We start from the raw sequence: 25,225 nt of genomic DNA on the forward strand, positions 1-25,225 counted from the left end.
CGCCCCCTCTTCAAGAGCGCGAGGCTCAGGAGACGCCCAGCTCCTTGGCGTTGTTCTTGAGGTCCTCAAGACCACCGCACATGAAGAACGCCTGCTCCGGGAAGTGGTCGTACTCGCCGTCGCAGATCGCGTTGAACGCGGCGATCGACTCGTCCAGCGGCACGTCCGAACCGTCCACGCCGGTGAACTGCTTGGCGACGTGGGTGTTCTGGGACAGGAAGCGCTCCACGCGACGGGCACGGTGGACGACGAGCTTGTCCTCCTCGCCGAGCTCGTCGATACCGAGGATCGCGATGATGTCCTGGAGGTCCTTGTACTTCTGCAGGATCGTCTTGACGCGCATGGCGGCGTCGTAGTGGTCCTGCGCGATGTACCGCGGGTCCAGGATGCGGGACGTGGAGTCCAGCGGGTCCACGGCCGGGTAGATGCCCTTCTCGGAGATCGGACGGGACAGAACCGTCGTCGCGTCGAGGTGGGCGAAGGTGGTGGCCGGGGCCGGGTCGGTCAGGTCGTCCGCGGGGACGTAGATCGCCTGCATCGAGGTGATCGAGTGACCACGGGTCGAGGTGATGCGCTCCTGGAGGAGACCCATCTCGTCGGCCAGGTTCGGCTGGTAACCCACCGCGGAGGGCATACGGCCGAGCAGGGTCGACACCTCGGAACCGGCCTGCGTGAAGCGGAAGATGTTGTCGATGAAGAACAGCACGTCCTGCTTCTGCACATCGCGGAAGTACTCCGCCATGGTCAGACCGGCGAGGGCCACGCGCAGACGGGTGCCCGGGGGCTCGTCCATCTGACCGAAGACCAGCGCGGTCTTGTCGATGACGCCGGAGTCCGACATCTCCTCGATCAGGTCGTTGCCCTCACGGGTGCGCTCACCGACACCGGCGAACACCGACACACCGTCGTGGTTGTTGGCGACGCGGTAGATCATCTCCTGGATGAGCACCGTCTTGCCGACGCCGGCGCCACCGAACAGACCGATCTTTCCACCCTTGACATACGGGGTGAGAAGGTCGATGACCTTGACGCCGGTCTCGAACATCTCGGTCTTCGACTCGAGCTCGTCGAAGTTCGGCGCCTTGCGGTGGATGGTCCAGCGCTCGCCGTCGTAGGACTCGTCGACGTTCAGCACCTCACCGAGGGTGTTGAACACCTTGCCCTTGGTGAAGTCGCCGACCGGAACGGTGATGCCCGTGCCGGTGTCGGTGACGGCGGCCTGGCGGACCAGACCGTCGGTGGGCTGCATGGAGATGGTGCGGACCAGGCCGTCACCCAGGTGCTGGGCGACCTCCAGGGTCAGCGTCTTCTTCTCGCCGGCGTTGGCCGGGTCGGCCACCTCGACGTGAAGGGCGTTGTAGATGTCGGGCATCGCGTCGACGGGGAATTCCACGTCGACGACCGGGCCGATGACCCGGGCGACGCGGCCCGTGGCAGCGGCCGTCTCAACTGTCGTCGTCATTTACCTGTCACTCCCCGCGCTCGCGTCGGCCAGGGCTGCGGAGCCACCGACGATCTCGCTGATTTCCTGGGTGATTTCGGCCTGGCGGGCCGCGTTGGCAAGCCGGGAGAGGTTCTCGATGAGATCTCCGGCGTTGTCGGTGGCCGACTTCATCGCGCGCCGCGTGGCGGCGTGCTTGGAGGCGGCCGACTGGAGGAGCGCGTTGTAGATACGGCTCTCCACGTAGCGCGGCAGCAGGGCGTCGAGGACGTCCTCCGCCGAGGGCTCGAAGTCGTACAGCGGAAGGATCTCGCCCTTCGGCGCCTCCTTCGCCACGTCTTCGAGGCTGAGCGGCAGCAGACGGTCGTCGAGCGCCGTCTGCGTCATCATCGAGACGAACTCGGTGAAGACGATGTGAAGCTCGTCCACGCCGCCGTCGGCCGTGTCCTTCTCGATGGCCTCGATGAGCGGTGCCGCGACCTTCTTGGCGTCCGCGTACGTCGGCTGGTCCGTGAACCCGGTCCACGACTCCGAGACCTTGCGCTCACGGAAGTTGTAGTGCGCCAGACCACGCCGGCCGACGATGTACGTGTCGACCTGCTTGCCCTCGCGCTCCAGGCGCTCGGTCAGCAGCTCCGCCGCCTTGATGGCGTTGGAGTTGAAGGCACCGGCGAGACCACGGTCGCTCGTCAGGAGCAGCACCGCGGACCGCGTGACCGTCTCGGCCTGGGTGGTCAGCGGGTGCTTGGTGTTCGAGCCGGTACCGACCGCCGTGACCGCGCGGGTCAGTTCCTTCGCGTACGGCGTGGAGGCCGCCACCTTGCGCTGCGCCTTGACGACGCGCGAGGCGGCGATCATCTCCATCGCCTTCGTGATCTTCTTGGTCGCGGTGACGGATCGGATGCGACGCTTGTAGACCCGGAGCTGGGCTCCCATGAGTCAGGTCCCTTCCTTACGTCACTTGGAGGCGCTGGTCGCCTTCGGGGCGGCCGGGGTGTCCTCGCCGAGCAGCTTGCCGTCCGACGTCTCGAACTGCTTCTTGAAGTCCGCGATGGCGTCGGCGACAGCGGTGAGGGTGTCGTCCGAGAGCTTGCCGCCCTCCTTGATGGAGGTCATGAGGCCCTGCTCCTTGCGGTGCAGGTACTCCAGCAGCTCCTTCTCGAAGCGGCGGACGTCGGCGACCGGAACCTCGTCCATCTTGCCGGTGGTACCCGCCCACACGGAGACGACCTGGTCCTCGGTGGACATCGGCTGGTACTGAGCCTGCTTCAGCAGCTCGACCATGCGCTGACCGCGCTCCAGCTGCGCCTTCGACGCGGCGTCCAGGTCGGAACCGAAGGCGGCGAACGCCTCCAGCTCACGGAACTGGGCGAGGTCGACGCGCAGACGGCCGGAGACCTGCTTCATCGCCTTGTGCTGCGCGGAACCACCGACTCGGGAGACGGAGATACCGACGTTCAGCGCGGGACGCTGACCGGCGTTGAACAGGTCCGACTCCAGGAAGCACTGGCCGTCGGTGATCGAGATGACGTTGGTCGGGATGAACGCCGAGACGTCGTTGGCCTTGGTCTCGACGATCGGGAGGCCCGTCATCGAACCGGCGCCCATGTCGTCGGAGAGCTTCGCGCAGCGCTCCAGCAGACGGGAGTGCAGGTAGAAGACGTCACCCGGGTAGGCCTCACGGCCCGGCGGGCGGCGCAGCAGCAGCGACACGGCGCGGTAGGCGTCGGCCTGCTTCGACAGGTCGTCGAAGATGATGAGGACATGCTTGCCCTCGTACATCCACTGCTGACCGATGGCCGAACCGGTGTACGGCGCCAGGTACTTGAAGCCGGCCGGGTCGGACGCCGGGGCGGCGACGATGGTCGTGTACTCCAGCGCGCCGTTCTCCTCCAGCGCGCGGCGGACCGACGCGATCGTCGAGCCCTTCTGGCCGATGGCGACGTAGATGCAGCGGACCTGCTTGTTCGGGTCGCCGGTGCGCCAGTTGTCGCGCTGGTTGATGATCGTGTCGACGGCCAAGGCGGTCTTGCCGGTCTGGCGGTCACCGATGATCAGCTGACGCTGACCACGGCCGATCGGGGTCATCGCGTCGACGGCCTTGTAGCCGGTCTCCATCGGCTCGTGCACCGACTTGCGCTGCATGACCGTGGGGGCCTGCAGCTCCAGGGCGCGGCGACCGGACGTCTCGATCTCGCCGAGGCCGTCGATCGGGTTGCCGAGGGGGTCGACGACACGGCCGAGGTAGCCCTCACCGACGGCCACGGAGAGAACCTCACCGGTGCGCGTGACCGGCTGTCCCTCCTCGATGCCGCTGAACTCGCCGAGGACGATGGCGCCGATCTCGCGCTCTTCCAGGTTGAGCGCGAGGCCGAGGGTGCCGTCCTCGAACTTCAGCAGTTCGTTGGCCATGGCCGAGGGCAGACCCTCGACCTTCGCGATGCCGTCGCCGGCAAGGGTGACCGTACCGACCTCCTCGCGCGAGGCCGCGTCCGGCTTGTACGACTGGACGAAGGTCTCCAGTGCGTCCCGGATCTCCTCCGGCCGGATCGTGAGCTCCGCCATCTGGGTTCCCTGCTCTCCTTGTTGGGCCCGAAGTTTCACTTGGGGGGTCTGGGGGCGACCCCCAGGATTCTTCATGTACGGCCCAACCAGGGCCGTCGTAAGTACGTACTGCTTATGAAGTTGCTGCTAGCTCGCCATTCGGCGGCCGGCGTCCTCGATGCGGTCGGCGAGGGAGCCGTTGATGACCTCGTCACCGACCTGTACCCGGATCCCGCCGAGGACCTCGGGGTCCACGTCGAGGTTGAGGTGCATCCGACGGCCGTAGAGCTTCGCCAGCGCGGCGCCGAGGCGCTGCTTCTGGCCGTCGCTCAGCGGCACAGCCGAGGTGACGACGGCGACCATGCGGCCCCGGCGCTCGGCGGCGAGCTTGGACAGGGACTCCAGTCCCGACTCCAGGCTACGTCCACGCGGCGCGGTCACAAGACGCGTCACCAGACGCTCGGTGGCAGCATCGGCCCGACCGCCGAGCAGGCTGCGCAGCAGCTCGCTCTTGGCCGCCTTGGTGGCGGAGCGGTTGGTGAGCGCGGCACGCAGCTCGGTGCTCGAGGCGACGATCCGGCCGAACCGGAACAGCTCGTCCTCGACGTTGTCGAGCGTGCCCGCCCGCTGCGCGGCGGTGAGGTCGGCGGTGGCCGCCAGCTGCTCCAGCGCGTCCACCAGATCGCGGGACTGCGACCAGCGGGAGCGCACCAGACCGGCCAGCAGGTCGACGGTCTCGCCGCTGACCTGGCTGCCGACCAGCCGCTGGGCCAGCTCGGCCTTGGCCTCACCGGCCTGCGCCGGGTCGGTCAGGACCCGACGCAGCGACACCTCGCGGTCGAGCAGCGCGGTGACGGCCGCCAGCTCGTCGGCGAGCTGCGCCGCGTCCACGGACGTGTTGTCCGTCAGCGCGTCGAGACGCTCACGTGCGGCTGCCAGGGCCTCGCGGCTCGCTCCGTTCATCGCGTGGCCTCGGCCTTCTCCTCAAGCTCGTCGAGGAAGCGGTCGATGACACGGCTCTGGCGGGCGTGGTCCTCAAGGGACTCTCCGACGAGCTTGCCGGCCAGGTCGGTGGCGAGCTTGCCGACGTCCTGGCGCAGCGCGGACGCGGCGGCCTTGCGGTCGGCGTCGATCTGGGAGTGACCCGCGGCGACGATCTCCTCGCGCTGCCGCTGGCCTTCCGCGCGCATCTCGGCGATGAGCGCGGCACCCTGCTCCTGCGCCTCCTGGCGCAGACGCGCGGCCTCGTGCCGAGCCTCGGCGAGCTGTGCCTTGTACTGCTCAAGGACGCTCTGGGCCTCGACCTTCATGGCCTCGGCCTCTTCGATACCGCCTTCGATCGCCGCGCGGCGCTCTTCCAGAACCTTGTTGATGTTCGGAAGGAGCTTCTTCCAGAAGAAGAAGAACACGATGGCGAAGGCGATGGTGCCGACGAGCAGCTCGGGGCCCGGAGGAACGAGCGGGCTCTGCTCTTCCTCGGCCGCCAGCTGTACCAGGTTGGCGATCACATCAGTGCCTTTCGTCGTTTCGTGTCAGTAAGGGTTGATCACTTACCGAACACGAACGGCATAACGATGCCGATGAGGGCGAGCGCCTCACAGAAGGCGAAGCCCAGGATCTGGTTGGCGCGGATCAGACCGGCAGCCTCGGGCTGGCGGGCGAGGGCCTGCGTGCCGTTACCGAAGATGATGCCGACGCCGACGCCGGGGCCGATGGCGGCGAGACCGTAGCCGATGGAACCGAGGGAACCGGAGACCTCAGCGGCAAGCTGCACAGCGGACATGCTGTAACTTCCTTCTCTTTGCGGACCGGTGGGGGTTGGCCACCGGACGACTGGGGGTGTGCGGGCGGGTGGGGCTCAGTGGTGCTCGGCGAGAGCGCCCTGGATGTACGAGCAGGCGAGGAGCACGAAGACGTACGCCTGGACCGCCTGCACGAAAAGCTCGAAGAGGATCATGACGATGGTCATCACGAAGGAGACGCCGGCCGCCGGGATCATCCAGCTGTTCAGCAGGTACCAGGAGGCGACGGTGAACATCACCAGCATCAGGTGACCGGCGAACATGTTCGCGAACAGTCGGACCGCGTGCGTGAACGGGCGGACCAGGACGTTGGAGAAGAACTCGATGACGACGACGAGCGGCAGGACAGCGCCGAGCGACTTGTCGTAGCCGGTGAGGTTCTTCAGACCGCCGACGAAGCCGTGCTTCTTGAAGGTCAGCGACATCCACACGATGTAGACGACGGCCGCCAGCACGATCGGGTACGCGATGATCGACGACACCGGGAACTGGGCCAGCGGGATCACGGACCAGATGTTCATGATCCAGATGAAGAAGAACAGCGAGACCATCAAGGGGACGTACTTCTCGCCCTCCTTCTTGCCGAGGGTCTCGTAGACGATTCCACGACGCACGAAGTCGTAACCGGCTTCGCCGACCATTTGCAGCTTGCCCGGAACGACCTTGGCCTTGCCGAAAGCAGCCCAGAAAAAGCTGACGACAAGAAGCGTGGTGATGAGCGCGAGCAGCATCACCTTGTTGAACTCGAAGCCTCCCACCGTGGCGATCGGCTGGAAGAGGAACGAGTGCAGGCCCGGAGCCGGAAAACCACACCCGTCGTCGGACATGATCCGACAGCTCCAGTCAAAGGCGAGCTGGGTCTGGTCAGCACTCACCGCGGGCTCCTTCGGCGTGACGCATGGGTACGGCAACCTCGTTGTGTCGGCGCGGCGCGCAGCCGCGGGTCGGCACCGGACTGGTGTTACGGATGTGAGGGCGGCTCTGGGGCATCAAGCCTCGCGATCGAGCAGGCGTCAGCTCAGATGCCCGCGCCCGCGATGCCGCAGTTGGCACCGGACGATAGCAGGAGTTCCCCCAGGTCTTTATCCCGCCCCTACCCCTCACGACGACGGCCCTGTCTTCTCGGTCTTCTCACTCTTCGCGGAGTCCGGGTCGATGTAGAAGATCTTGGCCTTCATGTGCGCGCGTGCCTGCGCGGCCATCCACACGACGGTTGCGACGACGAGCGAGATCGCGAACGCCTTCGCGTTGAAGAGAGAGGTGTCCTTGAAGAGGGCGACGAAGATCAGGAGCAGCAGAAGCTGGGCGACGTAGAGCATCAGCCCCATGGCCTGGAACAACTGCGGGAGCGTTTTTGCCGTCCACTGCAAGACGTACAGGCCGATTCCCATGAACAGGATGGCCAGCAGTGTGCCGATCGCCGCACCGAGCGCGCCCTTGCCGCCGGCGACCGCAGCGCTGACGGCGACGACGATCGCGCCGGCAGCCGCTGTGGGCACAGCGATCTGCAGAAGATTCCGGGCGTCATTGGACGGCATGGCGGCAACTCCGCTTTCACAGGGGGCAGGGGTGTCGTCATGGACGAGCGTAGTCCCGGGCTGAGAGAGAACCTCACTCCGATGGACCGTCGCACTGCGGTCCTTCGACTCTGTCCCGGGTTCTCGTGAACCGTATCACAAACTATTTGATGAGGTCTTTACCTATCAGGTGTGCTCGGTGTCACACATGAGAGTGAGAGTGCGCGTATGTGCGGGAACGGCGCCCTTTTGTCTGGTATTGGGCCGCTTCGTTACCCCACGATTTGGCAATGCTCTAGTCAGATTCTTACCTTGCCGTCAGCGCGACGATCCGGCTTTCCGCCGGTCCAGGAAGCGTGAACGGGCGCCGAGAGCGGTGGCGCCGTTGACCCTTGACACCCCGGCGGCCACCGGAGTGCGCGGCTCCTCCTGCGCGGTCTGCGGAGTGGCCGCCGCCGGTTCCGCCACGGCCGTACCGCGCCGGTAGCGCGGCGGTACGAAGGCCTGGGCCCAGCGGGGCGCGCGCGGCGTGAAGCGCGGGAGCAGCAGCAGGATCAGGCCGATGGCGCTGAGGAACACCACGCCCAGCACGATCCACATGGACGCCGAGTTCACCGAGTAGGCAAGGGCGCCGAACGCGATCAGCGCCGACCAGAAGTACATGATCAGGACGGCCCGGCTGTGCGAGTGGCCGATCTCCAGCAGCCGGTGGTGCAGATGCCCCCGGTCCGCCGCGAACGGCGACTGGCCCCGCCAGGTGCGCCGCACGATGGCCAGCACCAGGTCCGCGGCCGGGATCGCGATGATGGTCAGCGGCAGCAGCAGCGGGATGTAGACCGGCACCGTCTGGTGCACGGCCGCCTTCTCGGAGCCGGCGAACAGCTTCAGCGCGTCCGGGTCGACCTGTCCCGTGATGGAGATCGCCCCCGCGGCGAGCACCAGGCCGATCAGCATCGACCCGGAGTCGCCCATGAAGATCCGCGCCGGATGCATGTTGTGCGGCAGGAAGCCCAGGCACATGCCCATCAGGATCGCGGAGAACAGGGTGGCCGGGGCGGCGGCCTCGATGCCGTACGACACCCAGACCCGGTAGGCGTAGAGGAAGAACGCGGCCGAGGCGATGCACACCATGCCCGCCGCGAGGCCGTCGAGGCCGTCGACGAAGTTCACGGCGTTGATGGTGATGACGACCAGCGCGACCGTGAGCAGGGTGCCCTGCCACTGGGTCAGCGCGACCGAGCCGAAGCCGGGGATCGGCAGCCACAGGATCGTCAGACCCTGCATGACCATGACGCCGGCGGCGATCATCTGGCCGCCCAGCTTGATCAGGGCGTCGATCTCGAACTTGTCGTCAAGGACACCGATCAGCCAGATCAGCGCGGCGCCCGAGAGCAGGGCGCGCGGCTCGTTGGAGTTCTCGAAGACCGTGCTGAGGTTCGCCAGGTGGCCGGCGACCAGCAGGCCCGCGCACAGGCCGAAGAACATGGCGATACCGCCGAGGCGCGGAGTGGGCTCCCGGTGCACGTCACGTGCCCGGATCTCCGGCATCGCTCCGGCCACGATCGCGAACTTCCGCACCGGCCCTGTCAGCAGGTACGTCACCGCGGCCGTGATGCAGAGCGTCAGCAGGTATTCACGCACAGGCTTCCCCACAGGTCTCGCTGGCCATCTCAGCCCCACACCCTAGCGATGCGCGCATATGGTTGGGGACTTCCGGGTAGCGACGATGGTTGCACGTGTGGCTGTGCACGCGAGTGCGTCTACCCCGGCTCAGCCGGGATACGGCGGAAATCCCCCGGCCAGCTCCCGTACTTCTTCACGGGCCCGCACGGCGTCGGCCTCGCCGCGCAGCACCCCCGCCATGAGGGCGGCGATGTGAGCCATCTCCTTCTCCCCCATGCCCTGGGTGGTCAGCGCCGCCGTGCCAAGACGCAGTCCACGGGCGTCGCCGTGCGGCAGGGCGCAGCAGTCGAGGACGATCCCGGCGGCGGCGAGCCTCCCGCGGCCGGTGCGGCCGTCGACGCCGAGCGGGGCGGGGTCTGCGGTGATCAGATGGGTGTCGGTGCCGCCGGTGGTGACGACGAGGCCCTCGTCGGCGAGCCCGGCCGCGAGCAAGCGCGCGTTGGCGACCACCTGATGGGCGTACGCCGTGAAGGCCGGCCTCGCCGCCTCGCCGAACGCGACGGCCTTGGCGGCGATGGTGTGCATCTGCGCACCGCCCTGGGTGAACGGGAACACGGCCCGGTCGACCCGCTCGGCGAGCTCCGAGCCGCACAGGATCATCCCGCCGCGCGGCCCGCGCAGCACTTTGTGGGTGGTGGCGCACACGATGTCGGCGTACGGCACCGGATTGGGCGCCGCTCTCCCGGCGACGAGCCCGATGGGATGCGCGGCGTCGGCGATGAGATAGGCGCCGACCTCGTCGGCGACCTCACGGAAGAAGGCGTAGTCGATGTGCCGGGGGTAGGCGATGGACCCGCACACGATCGCCTTGGGCCGGTGATTGCGCGCCAGGGTGCGCACCTGGTCGTGGTCGAGGAGCCCGGTCTCGGCGTCGACGCCGTAGGGGACGAAGTCGAACCAGCGGCCGGAGAAGTTGGCGGGCGAGCCGTGGGTGAGGTGGCCGCCGTAGGGCAGGCCGAGGGCGAGGACGGTGTCGCCGGGGCGCAGCAGGGCGGCGTACGCGGCGAGGACGGCCGAGGACCCGGAGTGGGACTGCACATTGGCGTGCTCGGCGCCGAACAGGGTTTTGGCCCGGTCCACGGCGATCCGTTCGGCGACGTCGACGATCTCGCAGCCGCCGTGGTGGCGGGCGCCGGGATAGCCCTCGGCGTACTTGTTGGCGAGCGGGGAGCCGAGCGCGGCAAGCACGGCCGGGGAGGTGAAGTTCTCGGCGGCGATCATCTGGAGGGTGCTCGCCTGCCGCTCGCGTTCACCGAGCAGGATCTCCGCGAGCTCGGGATCCTGCCGACGCAGAACATCGGCCTCAAGAACAGGGCTGACCGACATGATGAACTCCGGGCGTCGACGGTGACGTAGCACCAATGTAGGCCCGGTGTTCACCGCCCGCTCGCTTATGTTCGCGCCGGTACTCCGGTCAGCGCCGTCACGACCGGATCCAGTGCCTCGTGTATTTCGTCGCCGATCGAGCGGAAGAACGGCAGGGGGGCACCGTAGGGATCGAAGACCTCGTCCGCCTCGGCCGTCGGCGCGAGGAGCCACCCGCGTAGAGCGGCCGCCGCGCGGACCAGGGCTCGGGCCCTTTCGACCACGCCGTGCTCCAGCGGGGGCAGTGTCGCGGGGTCGATGGCCTTCACCAGGCGGGTGAACTCCTTGAGGGTGAAGGTGCGCAGGCCCGCCGAGTGGCCCATCGAGACGACCTGGCCGCGGTGGTCCCGGGTCGCGGTCAGGACCAGGTCCGCGCGGATCACATGCTCGTCGAGGAGCTCCCGGCCGACGAAGCCGGAGGGGTCCGCGCCGAAGTCGGCGAGGACCGTCTCCGCGTTGGCCTCCATGGGCGCGCCCTCATGGCCCCAGGTGCCCGCGCTCTCCACGATCAGCCCGCCCCACAGCGGGTCGCCGAGCCGGTCCGCCAGGGCATGACGGGTCAGCCGCTCGGTGATCGGCGAGCGGCACACGTTGCCGGTGCTGACGTGGAGGATGCGGAAGCTGTCCCTCGGGAGTCCGAAGGTGGTGGTCTCTTCCCCGTTGCCTATGCCACGCCCCGCGTCAGGGGCTGTCAATTCGCCACCTCAAGGTCGGGTACGACCTTACGGAGCTCGTCCGCCGTGATCGCGCCCTCGCGCAGCAGCATCGGCACCTCACGGGTGACGTCGACGATCGACGACGGGACGTTGCCGGGCGTGGGACCGCCGTCGAGGTACACGGAGACGGCGTCGCCGAGCATGCCCTGGGCCGCGTCGCAGTCCTCCGGCGCCGGGTGCCCGGTCAGGTTCGCCGAGGAGACCGCCATCGGGCCGACGTCGGTCAGCAGTTCAAGCGCCACCGGGTGCAGCGGCATGCGCACGGCGACGGTGCCCCGGGTGTCACCCAGGTCCCACTGGAGGGACGGCTGGTGCTTGGCGACCAAAGTGAGCGCGCCCGGCCAGAACGCGTCGACCAGCTCCCAGGCCAGCTCGGAGAAGTCGGTGACGAGACCGTGGAGCGTGTTCGGGGAGCCGATCAGCACAGGGGTGGGCATATTGCGGCCCCGGCCCTTGGCGTCCAGCAGATCGCCCACGGCCTCCTTGGAGAACGCGTCGGCGCCGATGCCGTACACCGTGTCGGTCGGGAGGACCACGAGCTCGCCACGGCGGACGGCGGACGCGGCCTCACGCAGACCGGTCGTGCGGTCGGTCGCGTCATTGGTGTCGTATCGCCGTGCCATATCTAGCGGGCCTCCTCGTACACGTACAGCTGAAAGGGCTTCGGGGTGCTCACGGCAGCGCCTTGCGGGCCGTGGCGAACCGGGGGCGGTTGTTGAGGTCCGGGTGGTCGGCCGCGTCGGCCCAGCCCCGCTCCTCGGTGAAGATCCACGGCACCTGACCGCCCTGGGTGTCGGCGTGTTCGATGACGACGACACCGCCGGGGCGCAGCAGCCGGTGCGCGGTGCGCTCCAGACCACGGATGAGATCGAGACCGTCCTCGCCTGAGAACAGGGCGAGTTCGGGATCGTAGTCGCGTGCCTCGGGCGCCACGTACTCCCACTCGGTCAGCGGGATGTACGGCGGATTGGAGATGACCAGGTCGACCTGGCCGTCCAGGTCGTGGAAGGCGTCGAGGGCGTTGCCCTGACGCAGGTCGACCCGGGAGCCGTCCATGTTCTTACGGGTCCACTGAAGGGCGTCCTCGGACAGCTCCACGGCGTGCACCCGTGAGCGCGGGACCTCCTGGGCGAGGGCGAGCGCGATGGCGCCCGAGCCCGTGCACAGATCGACGATGAGCGGCTCGACGACGTCCATCGCGCGTACGGCGTCTATGGCCCAGCCCACCACCGACTCGGTCTCGGGGCGGGGCACGAAGACGCCGGGGCCGACCTGGAGTTCCAGGTACCGGAAGAAGGCGCGGCCGGTGATGTGCTGGAGCGGCTCGCGCTGCTCACGGCGGGCGATGACCTCCCAGTACCGGGCGTCGAAGTCGGCGTCCCGCACGGAGTGCAGCTCGCCCCGCTTCACGCCGTGCACGAACGCGGCGAGCTCCTCGGCGTCGTTGCGCGGCGAGGGCACGCCGGCGTCGGCCAGCCGCTGGGTGGCCTGCGCCACCTCCGCGAGCAGCAGGTTCACGCTCGTCCTCCGGTACTTCAGTCTCCGTGCCTTACGCGGCTGCGAGCTTGGCGGCCGAGTCCGCGTCGACGCAGGCCTGGATCACCGTGTCGAGGTCGCCGTCCAGGACCTGGTCCAGGTTGTACGCCTTGAAGCCGACGCGGTGGTCCGAGATGCGATTCTCCGGGAAGTTGTACGTACGGATCTTCTCGGAGCGGTCGACGGTGCGGACCTGGCTGCGACGGGCGTCGGCGGCTTCCTTCTCCGCCTCCTCCTGCGCCGCGGCGAGCAGCCTGGAGCGCAGGATACGCAGTGCCTGCTCCTTGTTCTGCAGCTGGCTCTTCTCGTTCTGACAGGAAGCCACCACTCCGGTGGGGATGTGCGTGATGCGCACGGCGGAGTCCGTGGTGTTGACGGACTGTCCGCCGGGCCCTGAGGAGCGGTACACGTCGATCCGGAGGTCGTTGGGGTTGATCTCGACGTCGACCTCCTCGGCCTCCGGCGTGACCAGCACACCGGCCGCCGAGGTGTGGATACGGCCCTGGGACTCGGTCGCCGGGACGCGCTGCACACGGTGCACGCCGCCCTCGTACTTCAGCCGCGCCCACACGCCCTGCCCGGGCTCCGTGGCGCCCTGGCCGCCCTTGGTCTTCACGGCGACCTGGACGTCCTTGTAGCCGCCGAGCTCGGACTCGGTGGCATCGATGATCTCGGTCTTCCAGCCGACGCGCTCTGCGTAGCGCAGGTACATGCGCAGCAGATCGCCGGCGAACAGGGCGGACTCGTCGCCTCCGGCGCCGGCCTTGATCTCCAGAATGACGTCCTTGTCGTCACTCGGGTCGCGCGGCACCAGCAGCAGCCGCAGCTTCTCCGTCAGCTCCTCGCGCTGCTTGTCCAGCTCCTTGACCTCGGCGGCGAACTCCGGGTCGTCGGCGGCGAGTTCACGCGCGGTCTCGATGTCGTCGCCGGTCTGCTTCCAGGAGCGGTACGTGGCGACGATCGGGGTGAGCTCGGCGTAGCGCTTGTTCAGCTTGCGCGCGCCTGCCTGGTCGGCGAAGACCGACGGGTCGGCGAGCTTCTTCTCCAGGTCGGCGTGCTCGGCGACGAGTTCCTCGACGGCCTCGAACATCTCAGGGCTCCTGTGGTTACGTGGGTGAAGGGCGGGCGACCAAAAACGCCGGTCCCGGCACGCCTGTGGAGGGCGCGACCGTGGACCGGCGAAATGGGGCTCGCTACTTCTTGGAGCCGGCAGCCTTGCCGAAGCGGGCCTCGAAGCGGGCCACACGGCCACCGGTGTCGAGGATCTTCTGCTTGCCCGTGTAGAACGGGTGGCACTCGGAGCAGACCTCGGCGCGGACGGTGCCGCTGGTGATCGTGCTACGGGTGGTGAACGACGCGCCACAGGTGCAGCTGACCTGCGTCTCGACGTACTCGGGGTGGATGTCGCGCTTCAAGGTGTCTCCTAGTTTCGGGAGGGCGCCGGGTCGCAGCCGCGGGATGCGGAAGCGTGAACCGGAGCCGACGTACCAGTCTGCCAGGACTGGGGCCATCCCCCAAAACGGGGGGTGACTGTTGCGTATTCCCCGCGCCTCTAACCGGCGCTGACGACATCCTGTGCCTGGCCTGTAGCCGTGCCTTCCGTGGCCGACTTCGGGATGGCCCGGTCGTTCTTCAGGGCCTTCCAGACCAGCTTCGCCTTCGTCTCGTCCACCAGGACGCGGTTGGCGTTGGCCTGGTCGTACTGGACCGGCATCGTGACCATCGACATGTTGTTGGAGCTGATGCCCTTCAGGCCGTTGGCGAAGGACATGAGCTTGTTGACCGAGCCCAGGTCGGAGTCGGTGGTCACGGTCTTGGTCGCGGTGTCGGCCAGGTCGTACAGCTTCTTCGGGTTGCCGAGGATGCCGACGTCCTTGACCTGGTCGATCAGCGCCTTGATGAAGGCCTGCTGGAGCTGGATACGGCCGAGGTCGGAGCCGTCGCCGACGCCGTGCCGGGTGCGGACCAGGCCGAGCGCCTGCTCGCCGGTCAGCGTGTGGGTGCCGGCCTTGAGGTTCAGATGGCTGTCGGAGTCGCTGATGTCCTCGGTCGTGGTGATCTCGACCCCGCCGAGATCGTCGACCAGCTTCTGGAAGCCGCTGAAGTCGACCTCCAGGTAGTGGTCCATGCGCAGATCGGTGATCGACTCCACGGTCTTCACCGCGCAGGCCGCGCCGCCGGTGCTGTACGCCGAGTTGAACATCACGTCGTTCGCGGCGTCGTGGGTGTTGCCGTCGGTGTCGGTGCACTCGGGGCGGTCGATGAGGGTGTCCCGCGGGATGGAGACCACGCTGGCCTTCTTGTGGCCCTTGTAGACGTGCACGATCATCGCGGTGTCCGAGCGGGCGCTGCCGTCGTCGGCGCCGCCGCCGAGCTCCTGGTTGCTGCCGGAGCGGGTGTCGGAGCCGAGGACCAGGATGTTCTCGGAGCCGTTGTCGACCTTGTCCGGGCGGTCGGTGCCGAGGGCCTGGTCGATGTCGACGCTGTTGATGTTGCCGTTGAGCTTGAAGTACAGATACCCCGCTCCGGTACCGCCCAGGACGACGATGCCCGCGGCGGTCCAGGCCATGATCATCAGGCTCTTGCGGCGCTTGTCGCGGGGCTTGCGGCGGCGGCCCTTGGCGCGGTGGCGCGGACCGTCTGTGCCGGCGTCACCCGGTATGCCGGGCTCCGGCGTGCTCTCGGCGGACATGTGCTCCTCGGTTCTCGTCCGGTCGGTTACCCCCTGCTTTCAGGGTCAGGCGTGGTCGAAAGGACCCGTACCGCACCATCGTCGCTCCGCCTGGTCAGACGGCGAGACTCGGGAAAGGGTTGCACAACGCGCTGTGACCACCCTGTGAAAAGGTGGCCACAGCGCGTACGGGACTACGCCGGGCGTAGGGCACTCACCTGCGATTTCAGCCGAAGATGTCGTACTGCTTGAAATCGGTGCCGACGGAGATCCTTGTGGCGAAGATCTCGCTGGTGGCCTTGCCGGTGCCCTTGTACAGGTAGAGCGTGCCGCCGGGGGTGCGGGCCAGGATGTCGGCCTTGCCGTCACCGCTGACGTCGCCGACCGTGGTGACCTTGTTGTACGTCGAGCTGCTCCAGGTGCGCACCTTGACCCGGGACGAGAACGGCGCGGAGGCGGAGCCGGTGCCCTTGTACACGTACAGGTAGCCGTTGCTGCCCGTGCGGGCGATCAGGTCGGCCTTTCCGTCACCGGAGAAGTCACCGTGACCGACGAGGACGTTGTACTGGTTCCAGCCCGTGCCGGTACCGACCTGGACGCGGGTCGAGAAGGCGCCGTTGCCCTTGCCCGGGTAGAGCCACAGCTTGCCGGCGGAGTCCACGGACAGCAGGTCGGGCAGGTAGTCGCCGGTGACATCGCCGGGCGTGACGATGCGGGTGCGGGTCTTCCAGTCGTCGGCGACCTTCGTGGTGGCCCAGGATTCGCTCGCGGGCACCCAGTGCTTCCAGAAGACGTCACCGTCGGAGCTGCGGCGGACCAGGAGGTCCTGGAAGCCGTCCCGGTTGAGGTCGTTCTGCAGGACGACGTTGTACGCGCCCCAGTTGCCCCAGGACTCACGGGCGCCGAAGGAGGTGCCCGTGGAGTCCTTCTCGTAGCCGGTCTTGGTGGAGGCGTTGCGCACCCACAGGTCGGCCTTGTCGTCGAGGCTCAGGTTGCTGTCGTCCACGCGCGGGTAGGTCGCGCCGACGTACGTCCTGACCTTGGTGAAAACGCTGTAGGCACCCTTGGCGACACAGTCCTGCACGCCCCAGGAGACCACGCCCACGATGCGGTTGTTGACGATCAGCGGGCCGCCGGAGTCGCCGTTGCAGGCGGAGGTGGTGCCGCTGTCGCTGCCGCTGGCGGGGTTGCCGGCGCAGACCATGTGGCCCTTGACGAAGTCGGCGCCGTAGTAGCCGGCGCAGGTGGCGTCGGACTGGATCGGCAGGGTGGCCGTCTTCAGCGTCTCGGAGACCTCCTGGTTGGTGGAGGTGGTACGGCCCCAGCCGTAGACCTTGGCGCTGGTGCCGGCCGTGTAGGCGGCGGTCTCGGTGGACGTCGCCATGCGGATCGGGGTGGCCGTGACCGGCCTGGCCAGGGTGAGCACCGCGATGTCGTTGTCGATCGTCCGCGAACTGTAGGCCTCGTGGTTCCACTGGCGCCGGACCGCGGTGGCCGTCCCGCCGTTCAGGTCGCCGTCGGGCAGCTGCGCGGTGCCGGTGACGACGGCGCCGTACGCCTTCCAGTTGTAGCCCTTGACGCAGTGCGCGGCGGTGAGGATCTTCGTCGGCGAGACGACGGTGCCGCCGCAGAAGAAGTAGACGCCGTTCGTCTCGTCCTGGTACCAGAGCTGGGCCATCCACGGCGCGTTCGTGATGGTCGTCGTGGTGCCGCCGATGATCTTCGCGTCCACCGTGGAGGAGCTGCTGTACGACGACTTGGCGGACGAGACTCCGGCGGTGTCGTCATGGGCGGCGGCCCCCAGGACGCGCTGCTCCAGCTCGGCGAGCGTGGGAGAGTCGGCGCTCGGCATGGCCGGCGGGTTCGGCTGCGCGGAGGCGGCGCCCGCGGACGAGGTCAGCAGCGCGGCACCGACGGCCGCGGCGATGCCGGCCGCGGCGACGGGCAGGGCGATCCGTATCCGGCGTCTGTGCCGACCGGCCCCGGACATGGGTGTACCCACGAAAGTCCCCCCTAGGGATCACAAGTTCGAAGAGCGAGATCGTACCCCGGCGGGGAGACAACGAAGAGGGCCGCCCTTGAACCAAGGGCGGCCCTCTTCGTGAACGACTAGTCGCCGTTGCCCGGCGTCGGCGTCGTCTTCTGGATCTGCATCAGGAACTCGGCGTTCGACTTCGTCTGCTTCATCTTGTCGAGAAGCAGCTCAACCGCCTGCTGCTGGTCGAGCGCGTGCAGCACCCGGCGCAGCTTCCAGACGATGGCGAGCTCGTCGCTGGCGAGCAGGATCTCTTCCTTACGCGTACCGGACGCGTCCACGTCCACCGCGGGGAAGATCCGCTTGTCCGCGAGCTTCCGGTCGAGCTTCAGCTCGGCGTTGCCCGTGCCCTTGAACTCCTCGAAGATCACCTCGTCCATGCGGGACCCGGTGTCCACCAGGGCGGTGGCGAGGATGGTCAGCGAGCCGCCGTCCTCGATGTTGCGGGCCGCACCGAAGAAGCGCTTCGGCGGGTACAGGGCCGTCGAGTCGACACCACCGGACAGGATGCGGCCGGAGGCAGGCGCCGCGAGGTTGTACGCACGGCCCAGACGCGTGATCGAGTCGAGCAGTACGACGACGTCGTGGCCCAGCTCCACCAGACGCTTGGCGCGCTCGATGGCGAGCTCGGCGACCGTGGTGTGGTCCTCGGCCGGGCGGTCGAAGGTCGAGGAGATGACCTCGCCCTTGACCGACCGCTGCATGTCGGTGACCTCTTCCGGACGCTCGTCGACGAGGACGACCATCAGGTGGCACTCGGGGTTGTTGTGCGTGATCGCGTTGGCGATCGCCTGCATGATCATGGTCTTGCCGGTCTTCGGCGGGGCCACGATCAGACCGCGCTGGCCCTTACCGATCGGCGACACGAGGTCGATGATGCGGGTGGTCAGCACGCCCGGGTCCGTCTCCAGACGGAGGCGGTCCTGCGGGTACAGCGGGGTGAGCTTGTTGAACTCCGGGCGGCCACGGCCGTGTTCGGGCGCCATGCCGTTGACGGAGTCGAGACGGACGAGCGCGTTGAACTTCTCGCGCCGCTCGCCTTCCTTCGGCTGACGCACGGCACCGGTGACGTGGTCGCCCTTGCGCAGGCCGTTCTTGCGGACCTGGGCGAGGGAGACGTACACGTCGTTGGGGCCCGGGAGGTAGCCCGACGTACGGATGAAGGCGTAGTTGTCGAGGATGTCGAGGATGCCCGCGACCGGGATCAGGACGTCGTCCTCGGCGATCTGCGGCTCCTGGCCCATCTCGTCACGGCCACGACGGCCACGGCGGTCGCGGTAGCGCCCACGACGGCCACGGCGGCCGCCCTCGAAGTCGTCCCCGTCTTCATCGGCCCGGCCACGGTCCTGACGGCCGCCGCCCTGCTGCCCCTGCTGCTGGCCGCGCTGGCCGCCCTGCTGGTCGTCGCCCTTGCGGCGGTCACCGCGGTCACCGCGGTCGCGGTCCCGGCCGCGCTCACGGCGGTCCCGACGGCGGCCCTCGCCGCCGTCACCGGCTTCGCCCTGCGGCTGCGCCGGGGTCTCGGCCTTCGGCTCGCTCTTGGCCTCGGCGGCGACCGTCTCGGGGGCGGCGGCCGCGGGGGCGCCGGCCTCGGCGGTGGCACGGCGACGACGGCGCTCAGCGGGAGCGTCCTCTCCCCCATGCTCGGCCGCGCTCGCGCGGGAGGGGCCCCCGGCGGGCTGGCCGGGGATCTCGATCTGCTGCTGCGCCACGGCCTTCTCGGCGGGCGCCTCGGCCTTCTCCGCCTTCTTGGCGGGCGCTTCCTCGCCGGTACGGGCCTTGGAGGTGGCCCGGCGCTTCGGCTTGGTCTCGGTGGCGGCGTCCGCCTGGGGAGCCGCGGCACCTCCCCCGGCCTGCGCTTCCTTGATGACCTCGATCAGCTGGCTCTTGCGCATACGCGCGGTGCCCCTGATGCCGAGGCCGGATGCGACCTGCTGCAGCTCGGCCAGCACCATGCCCTCAAGGCCGGTACCGCGGCGCCGCCGGGAGCCGGCACCGGTGGCAGGCGCGGAGGCGTCCGTGGCGGGCGCGGCAGCGGTCTCCTCGACACGTGCGCCCATCAGATCGGTGGTGTCGCTCACGAAGGGTCCTTCCCTGGAGCGGACGTCGGCCTGTCTGGCTCGGCGACCGGTTGTGCTGTCCGGCTACGGTCCTTGTCGTGGACCGGCCGGGGCGGTGGTCCGCCAAAGCGGCGGAAGAAATATCGGTGATGGCGCTTCCCAAAGCCGTGGCACCGAGTGTCTGTGTCAGGTGGCTTGGTCGCACCGGTTCCGGAGCGTGCCCGGCGAGTCGCTCAGTGCTCGCGTACGAGGTACTGCCCGCGTACGTCGTACAGAACACCGTGCGGCTTGGGAGGCTCCCGGAAGAATGTCTGTCCCGGACGGGGACACAAAGCACCTCGCCATGGTGGGGTCGGGTGCAGACTTGAGGTTAACACTACCGGATCCAACAAACATTCCCCCTCTCGAAATCCGGCAACCGTGTGTCAGGGAGCAAGCGGCAGCACGCTCGCTCCCTGGGCGTCGAGCTCCAGCCGGTTCGCGGCCCAGCCCTCGCCTGCCAGATCGGCCACCTTGTCGGCGCTGTCGTCATCGGCCAGCGCCAGTACGGTCGGGCCCGCTCCGGAGATCACTGCGGGGATCCCGTCGGCGCGCAGCCGCTCCACCAGCGCGGCGCTCTCCGGCATGGCCGGGGCGCGGTACTCCTGGTGCAGACGGTCCTCGGTGGCGGGCAGCAGCAGCTCGGGGCGCCGGGTGAGGGCCTCGACGAGCAGGGCGGCACGGCCCGCGTTGGCGGCGGCGTCGACGTGCGGCACGGTGCGCGGGAGAAGGCCGCGCGCGGTCTCGGTGAGGACCGGCTTTCCGGGCACGAAAACCACCGGAACGATGGAATCGGCGGGATCCATCCTGATCGCCCGGGCGGCGCCGGACTCCATCCAGGAGAGCGTGAAACCGCCGAGCAGACAGGCCGCGACATTGTCGGGGTGGCCCTCGATCTCGGTGGCGAGCTCCAGCAGGGCCGTGTCGTCGAGCCGGGACTCACCGCCTATGGTCACGGCACGCGCGGCGACGATGCCGGCGCAGATCGCGGCGGAGGAGGAGCCGAGGCCGCGGCCGTGCGGGATGCGGTTGGCGCAGACGATCTCCAGGCCGCGCGGCTGACCGCCGAGCAGGTCGAAGGCGGTGCGCAGGGACCGTACGAGAAGGTGCTTCTCGTCACGCGGGAGCGTCTCGCTGCCCTCACCCGCGATGTCGATGTGCAGCCCGGAGTCGGCCACCCGGACGACCACGTCGTCGTAGAGCCCCAGCGACAGGCCGAGGGCGTCGAAGCCCGGGCCGAGGTTGGCGCTGGTGGCGGGGACGCGCACCCGGACGGCGGCGGCGCGGAAGGCTGGACCGGCCATCGCTCGATGACTCTCCTTGAGCTGCGTGATTGTCGAAGACATTCGATACGTACGTGAGGACCCTCGGGCCGTGGAGACGGCGCGGCGCCCCACCGGATGCGGAGGCATATGCGGCGGGCGGGTTCAGTACAGCCTATCGAAGGTAGGTTCTGTGGCGACATAGGGCGCACAGGAGGCGCACGATGCGTGTCGTAAGCCCCCTGTGCACCCCCCGTGCCGCTGATCAGGCCAGACCCAGCCGCTCGGCCGCCGTGGCCGCGTCGACGGGGACGGTGACGGGCTGCGGTGCGCCCGCGACGGCCCAGTCGGGGTCCTTCAGGCCGTTGCCGGTGACGGTGCACACGATCCGCTGGCCCGGGTCCACCTTGCCCTGCTCGGCGGCCTTGAGCAGACCGGCGACGGACGCGGCGGACGCCGGCTCCACGAAGACGCCCTCCTGGGCGGCCAACAGTCGGTAGGCGCGCAGGATCTCACGGTCCGTCACCTCGTCGATGAGGCCGCCGGACTCGTCCCGGGCCGCGAGCGCGAACTGCCACGAGGCGGGGTTGCCGATCCGGATCGCGGTGGCGATCGTCGACGGGTCCTTGACGACCTCACCGCGCACGATGGGCGCGGAACCGGACGCCTGGAAGCCCCACATGCGCGGGGTGCGCTTCGAGACACCGTCGGCGGCGTACTCCGTGTAACCCTTCCAGTACGCGGTGATGTTGCCCGCGTTGCCGACCGGCAGGACGTGGATGTCGGGAGCGTCGCCGAGCATGTCCACGATCTCGAACGCGGCGGTCTTCTGGCCCTCGATACGTACCGGGTTGACCGAATTGACCAGCGCCACGGGGTAGTTGTCGCTGAGCGCGCGGGCGAGCGTGAGGCAGTCGTCGAAGTTCCCGTCGACCTGGAGAATCTTCGCGCCGTGCACCAGCGCCTGGCCCATCTTGCCGAGCGCGATCTTCCCCTGCGGCACGAGAACGGCCGAAACCATTCCCGCGCGTACGGCATAGGCGGCGGCGGAGGCCGACGTGTTGCCGGTGGAGGCGCAGATGACCGCCTTCGCGCCCTCCTCCTTGGCCCGCGTGATCGCCATGGTCATACCGCGGTCCTTGAAGGACCCGGTGGGGTTCGCGCCCTCCACCTTCAGGTGGACCTCGCAGCCCGTGCGCTCGGAGAGCACCTGCGCGGGCACGAGCGGCGTGCCGCCCTCGCGGAGCGTCACGACCGGCGTGGTGTCGGACACCGGGAGACGGTCCCGGTACTCCTCGATGATTCCGCGCCACTGGTGGGTCATTGCTGGTTACTCTCCTTCAACCCGCATGATGCTGGCGACACCACGCACGGTGTCGAGCTTGCGCAACGCCTCGACGGTGCCGCCGAGGGCCGCGTCGGACGCACGGTGGGTCACGACGACGAGCGACGCCTCTCCGTCCTTGCCCTGCTGCCGAACCGTATCGATCGAGACACCGTGCTCGGCGAAGACGGTCGCCACCTGGGCGAGAACACCCGGTTTGTCGGCGACGTCGAGGCTGATGTGGTAGCGCGTGACGACATCGCCCATGCCGGAGACGGGCAGGGCGGCGTACGCGGACTCGCCGGGTCCGGTGGTGCCGCTGAGCCGGTTGCGGCAGACGGCGACGAGGTCGCCGAGGACGGCGGAGGCGGTCGGGGCGCCGCCCGCGCCGGGGCCGTAGAACATCAGCTGGCCCGAGGCGTCGGACTCGACGAAGACGGCGTTGTACGCGCCGCGCACGGAGGCGAGCGGGTGGCTCAGCGGAATCATCGCGGGGTGCACGCGCGCGGTGACGGACGCGCCGTCCTCGGCCCGCTCGCAGATGGCGAGCAGCTTGATGGTGCAGCCCATCTCCTTGGCGGAGGCGAAGTCGGCCGCGGTGACCTCGGTCATGCCCTCGCGGTAGACGTCGTCGAGGCGCACGCGCGTGTGGAAGGCGATTCCGGCGAGGATGGCGGCCTTGGCGGCGGCGTCGAAGCCCTCGACATCGGCGGTGGGGTCGGCTTCCGCGTATCCGAGGGCGGTGGCCTCGTCGAGGGCCTCCTGATAACCCGCCCCCGTGGAGTCCATCTTGTCGAGGATGAAGTTGGTGGTGCCGTTGACGATGCCGAGCACGCGGTTGACCTTGTCGCCGGCGAGGGACTCGCGCAGCGGGCGGATCAGCGGGATGGCACCGGCGACGGCGGCCTCGTAGTAGAGGTCCTTGTCGTTGGCCTCGGCCGCGGCGTGCAGGTCGGCGCCGGCCTGGGCGAGGAGGGCCTTGTTGGCGGAGACGACGGAGGCGCCGTGCTCGAAGGCGGTGGTGATCAGGGAGCGGGACGGCTCGATTCCGCCGATGACCTCGACGACGACGTCGATGTCGCCGCGTTTGACGAGCGCGGTGGCATCGGTGGTGATCAGCTCGCGCGGGATGCCCTCACGCACCTTGTCGGGCCGCCGTACGGCGACTCCGGCGAGTTCCACGGGGGCGCCGATACGGGCGGCGAGGTCGTCGGCGTGCGTCGTCATGATGCGCGCCACCTCTGAGCCGACCACTCCACAGCCCAGCAGCGCCACCTTCAGCGGACGCGTACGCATCATCCGACCTCGTTTCCTTTACCTTCTACGGTTGGACCAGTCTCACTCACCGGACCGGGGTTTCTATGCCTGGTCCGGATCGTGAGACGACTATTTCATTTTGTTGGTGGGCGGAGACGGAAGATCTTCCGCCCACCGGCCTTCGCGGCCGTTCTTGCCGATCAGCCGACGTCGAGACGCAGGAGGTCCTCCTCCGTCTCACGGCGGACGATCACCCGGGCCTCGCCGTCGTTCACCGCGACGACGGGCGGCCGGAGCACATGGTTGTAGTTGCTGGCCATGGAACGGCAGTACGCGCCGGTCGCCGGTACGGCGATCAGGTCACCCGGTGCCAGATCGGCGGGCAGGAACGCGTCCCGCACGACGATGTCACCGCTCTCGCAGTGCTTGCCGACGACCCGGGCGAGCATCGGCTCGGCGTCGGACGTACGGGAGACGAGAGCGACGCTGTACTCGGCGTCGTACAGCGCGGTGCGGATGTTGTCGGACATGCCGCCGTCGACGGAGACGTAGGTGCGCAGCCCGTCCAGCGGCTTGATGGTGCCTACCTCGTAGAGCGTGAAGGCGGTAGGGCCGACGATGGCGCGCCCGGGCTCGACGGAGATCCTCGGCGTCCGCAGCTTGGCGGCCTCGCACTCGCGCGTGACGATCTCGGTGAGCGCCTTGGCGATCTCGTGGGGCTCACGGGGGTCGTCGTCGCTGGTGTAGGCGATTCCGAGGCCGCCGCCGAGGTCGATCTCGGGAAGCTCGACACCGTGCTCGTCGCGGATGTCCTTGAGCAGCCCGACGACCCGGTGGGCGGCGACCTCGAACCCGCTCATGTCGAAGATCTGCGACCCGATGTGGGAGTGGATCCCGATGAGTTCGAGGGAGTCGAGCTGCAGCGCCCGCCGCACGGCCTCCGCGGCCTGTCCCCCGGCCAGCGGAATGCCGAACTTCTGGTCCTCGTGGGCGGTGGCGATGAACTCGTGCGTGTGGGCCTCGACGCCGACGGTGATACGGATCTGCACGCGCTGCCGCTTGCCGAGCTCCCGCGCGATGTGGGCGACGCGGACGATCTCCTGGAAGGAGTCGAGGACGATGCGTCCGACGCCGCTCTCGATGGCCCTGGTGATCTCTTCCCTCGACTTGTTGTTGCCGTGGAAGGCGATGCGGTCGGCGGGCATCCCGGCGGAGAGGGCGGTGGCGAGCTCACCCCCGGAGCACACGTCCAGGTTGAGCCCCTCCTCGTGCAGCCACCGGACGACGGCGCGGGAGAGGAAGGCCTTGCCGGCGTAGAAGACATCGGCTTCGGTCCCGAAGGCGGTACGCCAGGCGCGGGCCCTGGACCGGAAGTCGGCCTCGTCGACGACGTAGGCGGGGGTGCCGTGTTGTTCGGCGAGCGTCTGCACGTCGATACCGCCGACGGTGACCACGCCGTCCTGGTTACGGGCGACGGTCTGGGCCCACACCTTGGGGTCGAGGGCGTTCAGATCGGCCGGCGGGGCGGAGTAGTGACCCTCGGGCAGGACATCGGCGTGACGGGGCCCGGCGGGGTGTGCGGAACGGCTCATGACTCTCGTGGCTTCCTCAAAGGTGTTCGGGTGCGTCGATGCCGAGCAGGGACAGGCCGCCGGCCAGCACCGCCCCGGCGGCTTCGGCAAGAGCGAGCCGGGCACGGTGGGCGGCCGAGGGTTTCTCCGCACCGCGCGGCAGCACGGCGGGCAGGAAGGCAAGGGCGGCATCGGCGACGGTGACGAGGTGCCGGGCGAGCCGGTCGGGGGCGTGGTGGCCGGCGGAGGCGGCGAGGATGCGGGGGTGGTCGGCGAGGGCGGCGACGAGGGCGGCGGCCTGTGGGGTGGGGTCGGGCCTCGGGGCGGCGGCCTGTGGGGTGGGGTCGGGCCCCGGTACCGCGGTGAGGCCGAGGTCGGCGGGGAGGGCGTGGTCGTCGGGGG

General features: G+C 68.8%; 23 protein-coding genes. All 23 read right to left on the minus strand.

The annotated features are described in order from the left end of the window. Positions 1-25 precede the first annotated feature (25 nt). On the minus strand, positions 26-1,462 hold the full coding sequence (atpD, locus tag H4N64_RS26690) for a F0F1 ATP synthase subunit beta (protein WP_186284964.1): 1,437 nt from the start codon (positions 1,460-1,462) through the stop codon (positions 26-28). Then, a complete protein-coding gene (locus tag H4N64_RS26695) occupies positions 1,463-2,377 on the minus strand; it encodes a F0F1 ATP synthase subunit gamma (RefSeq protein ID WP_186284965.1) in 915 nt (304 codons plus the stop codon). 21 nt (positions 2,378-2,398) lie between these two features. Continuing rightward, positions 2,399-4,006 (minus strand): F0F1 ATP synthase subunit alpha, encoded by a 1,608-nt coding sequence (atpA, locus tag H4N64_RS26700; RefSeq protein ID WP_186284966.1) that lies wholly within the window; start codon positions 4,004-4,006, stop codon positions 2,399-2,401. A gap of 126 nt (positions 4,007-4,132) precedes the next feature. Continuing rightward, the gene (locus tag H4N64_RS26705) at positions 4,133-4,948 is read right to left on the minus strand and encodes a F0F1 ATP synthase subunit delta (RefSeq protein WP_186284967.1); all 816 of its coding nucleotides are present in this window, start codon (positions 4,946-4,948) and stop codon (positions 4,133-4,135) included. Beyond that, positions 4,945-5,493 carry a F0F1 ATP synthase subunit B gene (locus H4N64_RS26710; RefSeq protein ID WP_186284968.1) on the minus strand — a complete coding sequence of 183 codons (549 nt, stop codon included), beginning with the start codon at positions 5,491-5,493 and terminating at the stop codon, positions 4,945-4,947. Before H4N64_RS26710 ends, H4N64_RS26705 begins: the two co-directional genes overlap by 4 nt. A 38-nt stretch (positions 5,494-5,531) precedes the next feature. Further along, a complete protein-coding gene (locus tag H4N64_RS26715) occupies positions 5,532-5,768 on the minus strand; it encodes an ATP synthase subunit c family protein (protein WP_186284969.1) in 237 nt (78 codons plus the stop codon). 75 nt (positions 5,769-5,843) lie between these two features. Beyond that, positions 5,844-6,614, minus strand: coding sequence for a F0F1 ATP synthase subunit A (atpB, locus tag H4N64_RS26720; protein ID WP_186284988.1), 771 nt, complete (start codon positions 6,612-6,614; stop codon positions 5,844-5,846). A gap of 273 nt (positions 6,615-6,887) precedes the next feature. Next, positions 6,888-7,325 carry a hypothetical protein gene (locus H4N64_RS26725; protein ID WP_186284970.1) on the minus strand — a complete coding sequence of 146 codons (438 nt, stop codon included), beginning with the start codon at positions 7,323-7,325 and terminating at the stop codon, positions 6,888-6,890. 297 nt (positions 7,326-7,622) lie between these two features. Further along, entirely contained in the window at positions 7,623-8,945 is a 1,323-nt protein-coding gene (locus H4N64_RS26730; RefSeq protein ID WP_186284971.1) for an MraY family glycosyltransferase, read from the minus strand. Between the two features lie 129 nt (positions 8,946-9,074). After that, the gene (locus H4N64_RS26735; protein WP_186284972.1) at positions 9,075-10,313 is read right to left on the minus strand and encodes a serine hydroxymethyltransferase; all 1,239 of its coding nucleotides are present in this window, start codon (positions 10,311-10,313) and stop codon (positions 9,075-9,077) included. 65 nt (positions 10,314-10,378) lie between these two features. After that, the gene (locus H4N64_RS26740) at positions 10,379-11,047 is read right to left on the minus strand and encodes an arsenate reductase/protein-tyrosine-phosphatase family protein (RefSeq protein ID WP_186284973.1); all 669 of its coding nucleotides are present in this window, start codon (positions 11,045-11,047) and stop codon (positions 10,379-10,381) included. Further along, positions 11,044-11,691 carry an L-threonylcarbamoyladenylate synthase gene (locus H4N64_RS26745; protein ID WP_186284974.1) on the minus strand — a complete coding sequence of 216 codons (648 nt, stop codon included), beginning with the start codon at positions 11,689-11,691 and terminating at the stop codon, positions 11,044-11,046. Before H4N64_RS26745 ends, H4N64_RS26740 begins: the two co-directional genes overlap by 4 nt. A 49-nt stretch (positions 11,692-11,740) precedes the next feature. After that, positions 11,741-12,586, minus strand: a complete 846-nt coding sequence (gene prmC / locus H4N64_RS26750) for a peptide chain release factor N(5)-glutamine methyltransferase (RefSeq protein WP_186284975.1) — start codon at positions 12,584-12,586, stop codon at positions 11,741-11,743. Between the two features lie 31 nt (positions 12,587-12,617). Further along, entirely contained in the window at positions 12,618-13,694 is a 1,077-nt protein-coding gene (gene prfA / locus H4N64_RS26755; protein WP_186284976.1) for a peptide chain release factor 1, read from the minus strand. 103 nt (positions 13,695-13,797) lie between these two features. Continuing rightward, the gene (gene rpmE / locus H4N64_RS26760) at positions 13,798-14,019 is read right to left on the minus strand and encodes a 50S ribosomal protein L31 (protein ID WP_186284977.1); all 222 of its coding nucleotides are present in this window, start codon (positions 14,017-14,019) and stop codon (positions 13,798-13,800) included. A 137-nt stretch (positions 14,020-14,156) separates the two neighbouring features. Next, positions 14,157-15,296 (minus strand): LCP family protein, encoded by a 1,140-nt coding sequence (locus H4N64_RS26765; RefSeq protein WP_186284978.1) that lies wholly within the window; start codon positions 15,294-15,296, stop codon positions 14,157-14,159. 205 nt (positions 15,297-15,501) lie between these two features. Beyond that, entirely contained in the window at positions 15,502-17,265 is a 1,764-nt protein-coding gene (locus H4N64_RS26770; RefSeq protein WP_186284989.1) for a trypsin-like serine protease, read from the minus strand. A 119-nt stretch (positions 17,266-17,384) separates the two neighbouring features. Next, positions 17,385-19,391 (minus strand): transcription termination factor Rho, encoded by a 2,007-nt coding sequence (gene rho, locus H4N64_RS26775; protein WP_186284979.1) that lies wholly within the window; start codon positions 19,389-19,391, stop codon positions 17,385-17,387. A 404-nt stretch (positions 19,392-19,795) separates the two neighbouring features. Beyond that, positions 19,796-20,713, minus strand: a complete 918-nt coding sequence (thrB, locus tag H4N64_RS26780) for a homoserine kinase (RefSeq protein WP_186284980.1) — start codon at positions 20,711-20,713, stop codon at positions 19,796-19,798. 223 nt (positions 20,714-20,936) lie between these two features. Continuing rightward, entirely contained in the window at positions 20,937-21,995 is a 1,059-nt protein-coding gene (thrC, locus tag H4N64_RS26785) for a threonine synthase (protein WP_186284981.1), read from the minus strand. Positions 21,996-22,001: 6 nt separating this feature from the next. Further along, entirely contained in the window at positions 22,002-23,294 is a 1,293-nt protein-coding gene (locus H4N64_RS26790) for a homoserine dehydrogenase (RefSeq protein ID WP_186284982.1), read from the minus strand. A gap of 158 nt (positions 23,295-23,452) precedes the next feature. Continuing rightward, entirely contained in the window at positions 23,453-24,844 is a 1,392-nt protein-coding gene (gene lysA, locus H4N64_RS26795) for a diaminopimelate decarboxylase (protein ID WP_186284983.1), read from the minus strand. A gap of 16 nt (positions 24,845-24,860) precedes the next feature. Beyond that, a partial coding sequence (locus tag H4N64_RS26800; RefSeq protein ID WP_260859990.1) for a DALR anticodon-binding domain-containing protein occupies positions 24,861-25,225 on the minus strand: 365 nt, incomplete at its 5' end.

Origin of the sequence: Streptomyces cupreus, assembly GCF_014257025.1 — a bacterium.
In the GTDB taxonomy this organism is placed as follows: Bacteria; Actinomycetota; Actinomycetes; order Streptomycetales; family Streptomycetaceae; genus Streptomyces; species Streptomyces cupreus.

Coding starts and splice junctions, on each gene's coding strand:
- atpB (WP_186284988.1), bottom strand. CDS start 6,614: ATGTCCGACGACGGGTGTGGTTTTCCGGCTCCGGGCCTGCACTCGTTC.
- H4N64_RS26695 (WP_186284965.1), bottom strand. CDS start 2,377: ATGGGAGCCCAGCTCCGGGTCTACAAGCGTCGCATCCGATCCGTCACC.
- H4N64_RS26705 (WP_186284967.1), bottom strand. CDS start 4,948: ATGAACGGAGCGAGCCGCGAGGCCCTGGCAGCCGCACGTGAGCGTCTC.
- H4N64_RS26765 (WP_186284978.1), bottom strand. CDS start 15,296: ATGTCCGCCGAGAGCACGCCGGAGCCCGGCATACCGGGTGACGCCGGC.
- atpA (WP_186284966.1), bottom strand. CDS start 4,006: ATGGCGGAGCTCACGATCCGGCCGGAGGAGATCCGGGACGCACTGGAG.
- thrC (WP_186284981.1), bottom strand. CDS start 21,995: ATGACCCACCAGTGGCGCGGAATCATCGAGGAGTACCGGGACCGTCTC.
- H4N64_RS26770 (WP_186284989.1), bottom strand. CDS start 17,265: ATGTCCGGGGCCGGTCGGCACAGACGCCGGATACGGATCGCCCTGCCC.
- H4N64_RS26735 (WP_186284972.1), bottom strand. CDS start 10,313: ATGTCGGTCAGCCCTGTTCTTGAGGCCGATGTTCTGCGTCGGCAGGAT.
- H4N64_RS26790 (WP_186284982.1), bottom strand. CDS start 23,294: ATGATGCGTACGCGTCCGCTGAAGGTGGCGCTGCTGGGCTGTGGAGTG.
- prfA (WP_186284976.1), bottom strand. CDS start 13,694: ATGTTCGAGGCCGTCGAGGAACTCGTCGCCGAGCACGCCGACCTGGAG.
- H4N64_RS26725 (WP_186284970.1), bottom strand. CDS start 7,325: ATGCCGTCCAATGACGCCCGGAATCTTCTGCAGATCGCTGTGCCCACA.
- H4N64_RS26715 (WP_186284969.1), bottom strand. CDS start 5,768: ATGTCCGCTGTGCAGCTTGCCGCTGAGGTCTCCGGTTCCCTCGGTTCC.
- lysA (WP_186284983.1), bottom strand. CDS start 24,844: ATGAGCCGTTCCGCACACCCCGCCGGGCCCCGTCACGCCGATGTCCTG.
- atpD (WP_186284964.1), bottom strand. CDS start 1,462: ATGACGACGACAGTTGAGACGGCCGCTGCCACGGGCCGCGTCGCCCGG.
- H4N64_RS26745 (WP_186284974.1), bottom strand. CDS start 11,691: ATGGCACGGCGATACGACACCAATGACGCGACCGACCGCACGACCGGT.
- thrB (WP_186284980.1), bottom strand. CDS start 20,713: ATGGCCGGTCCAGCCTTCCGCGCCGCCGCCGTCCGGGTGCGCGTCCCC.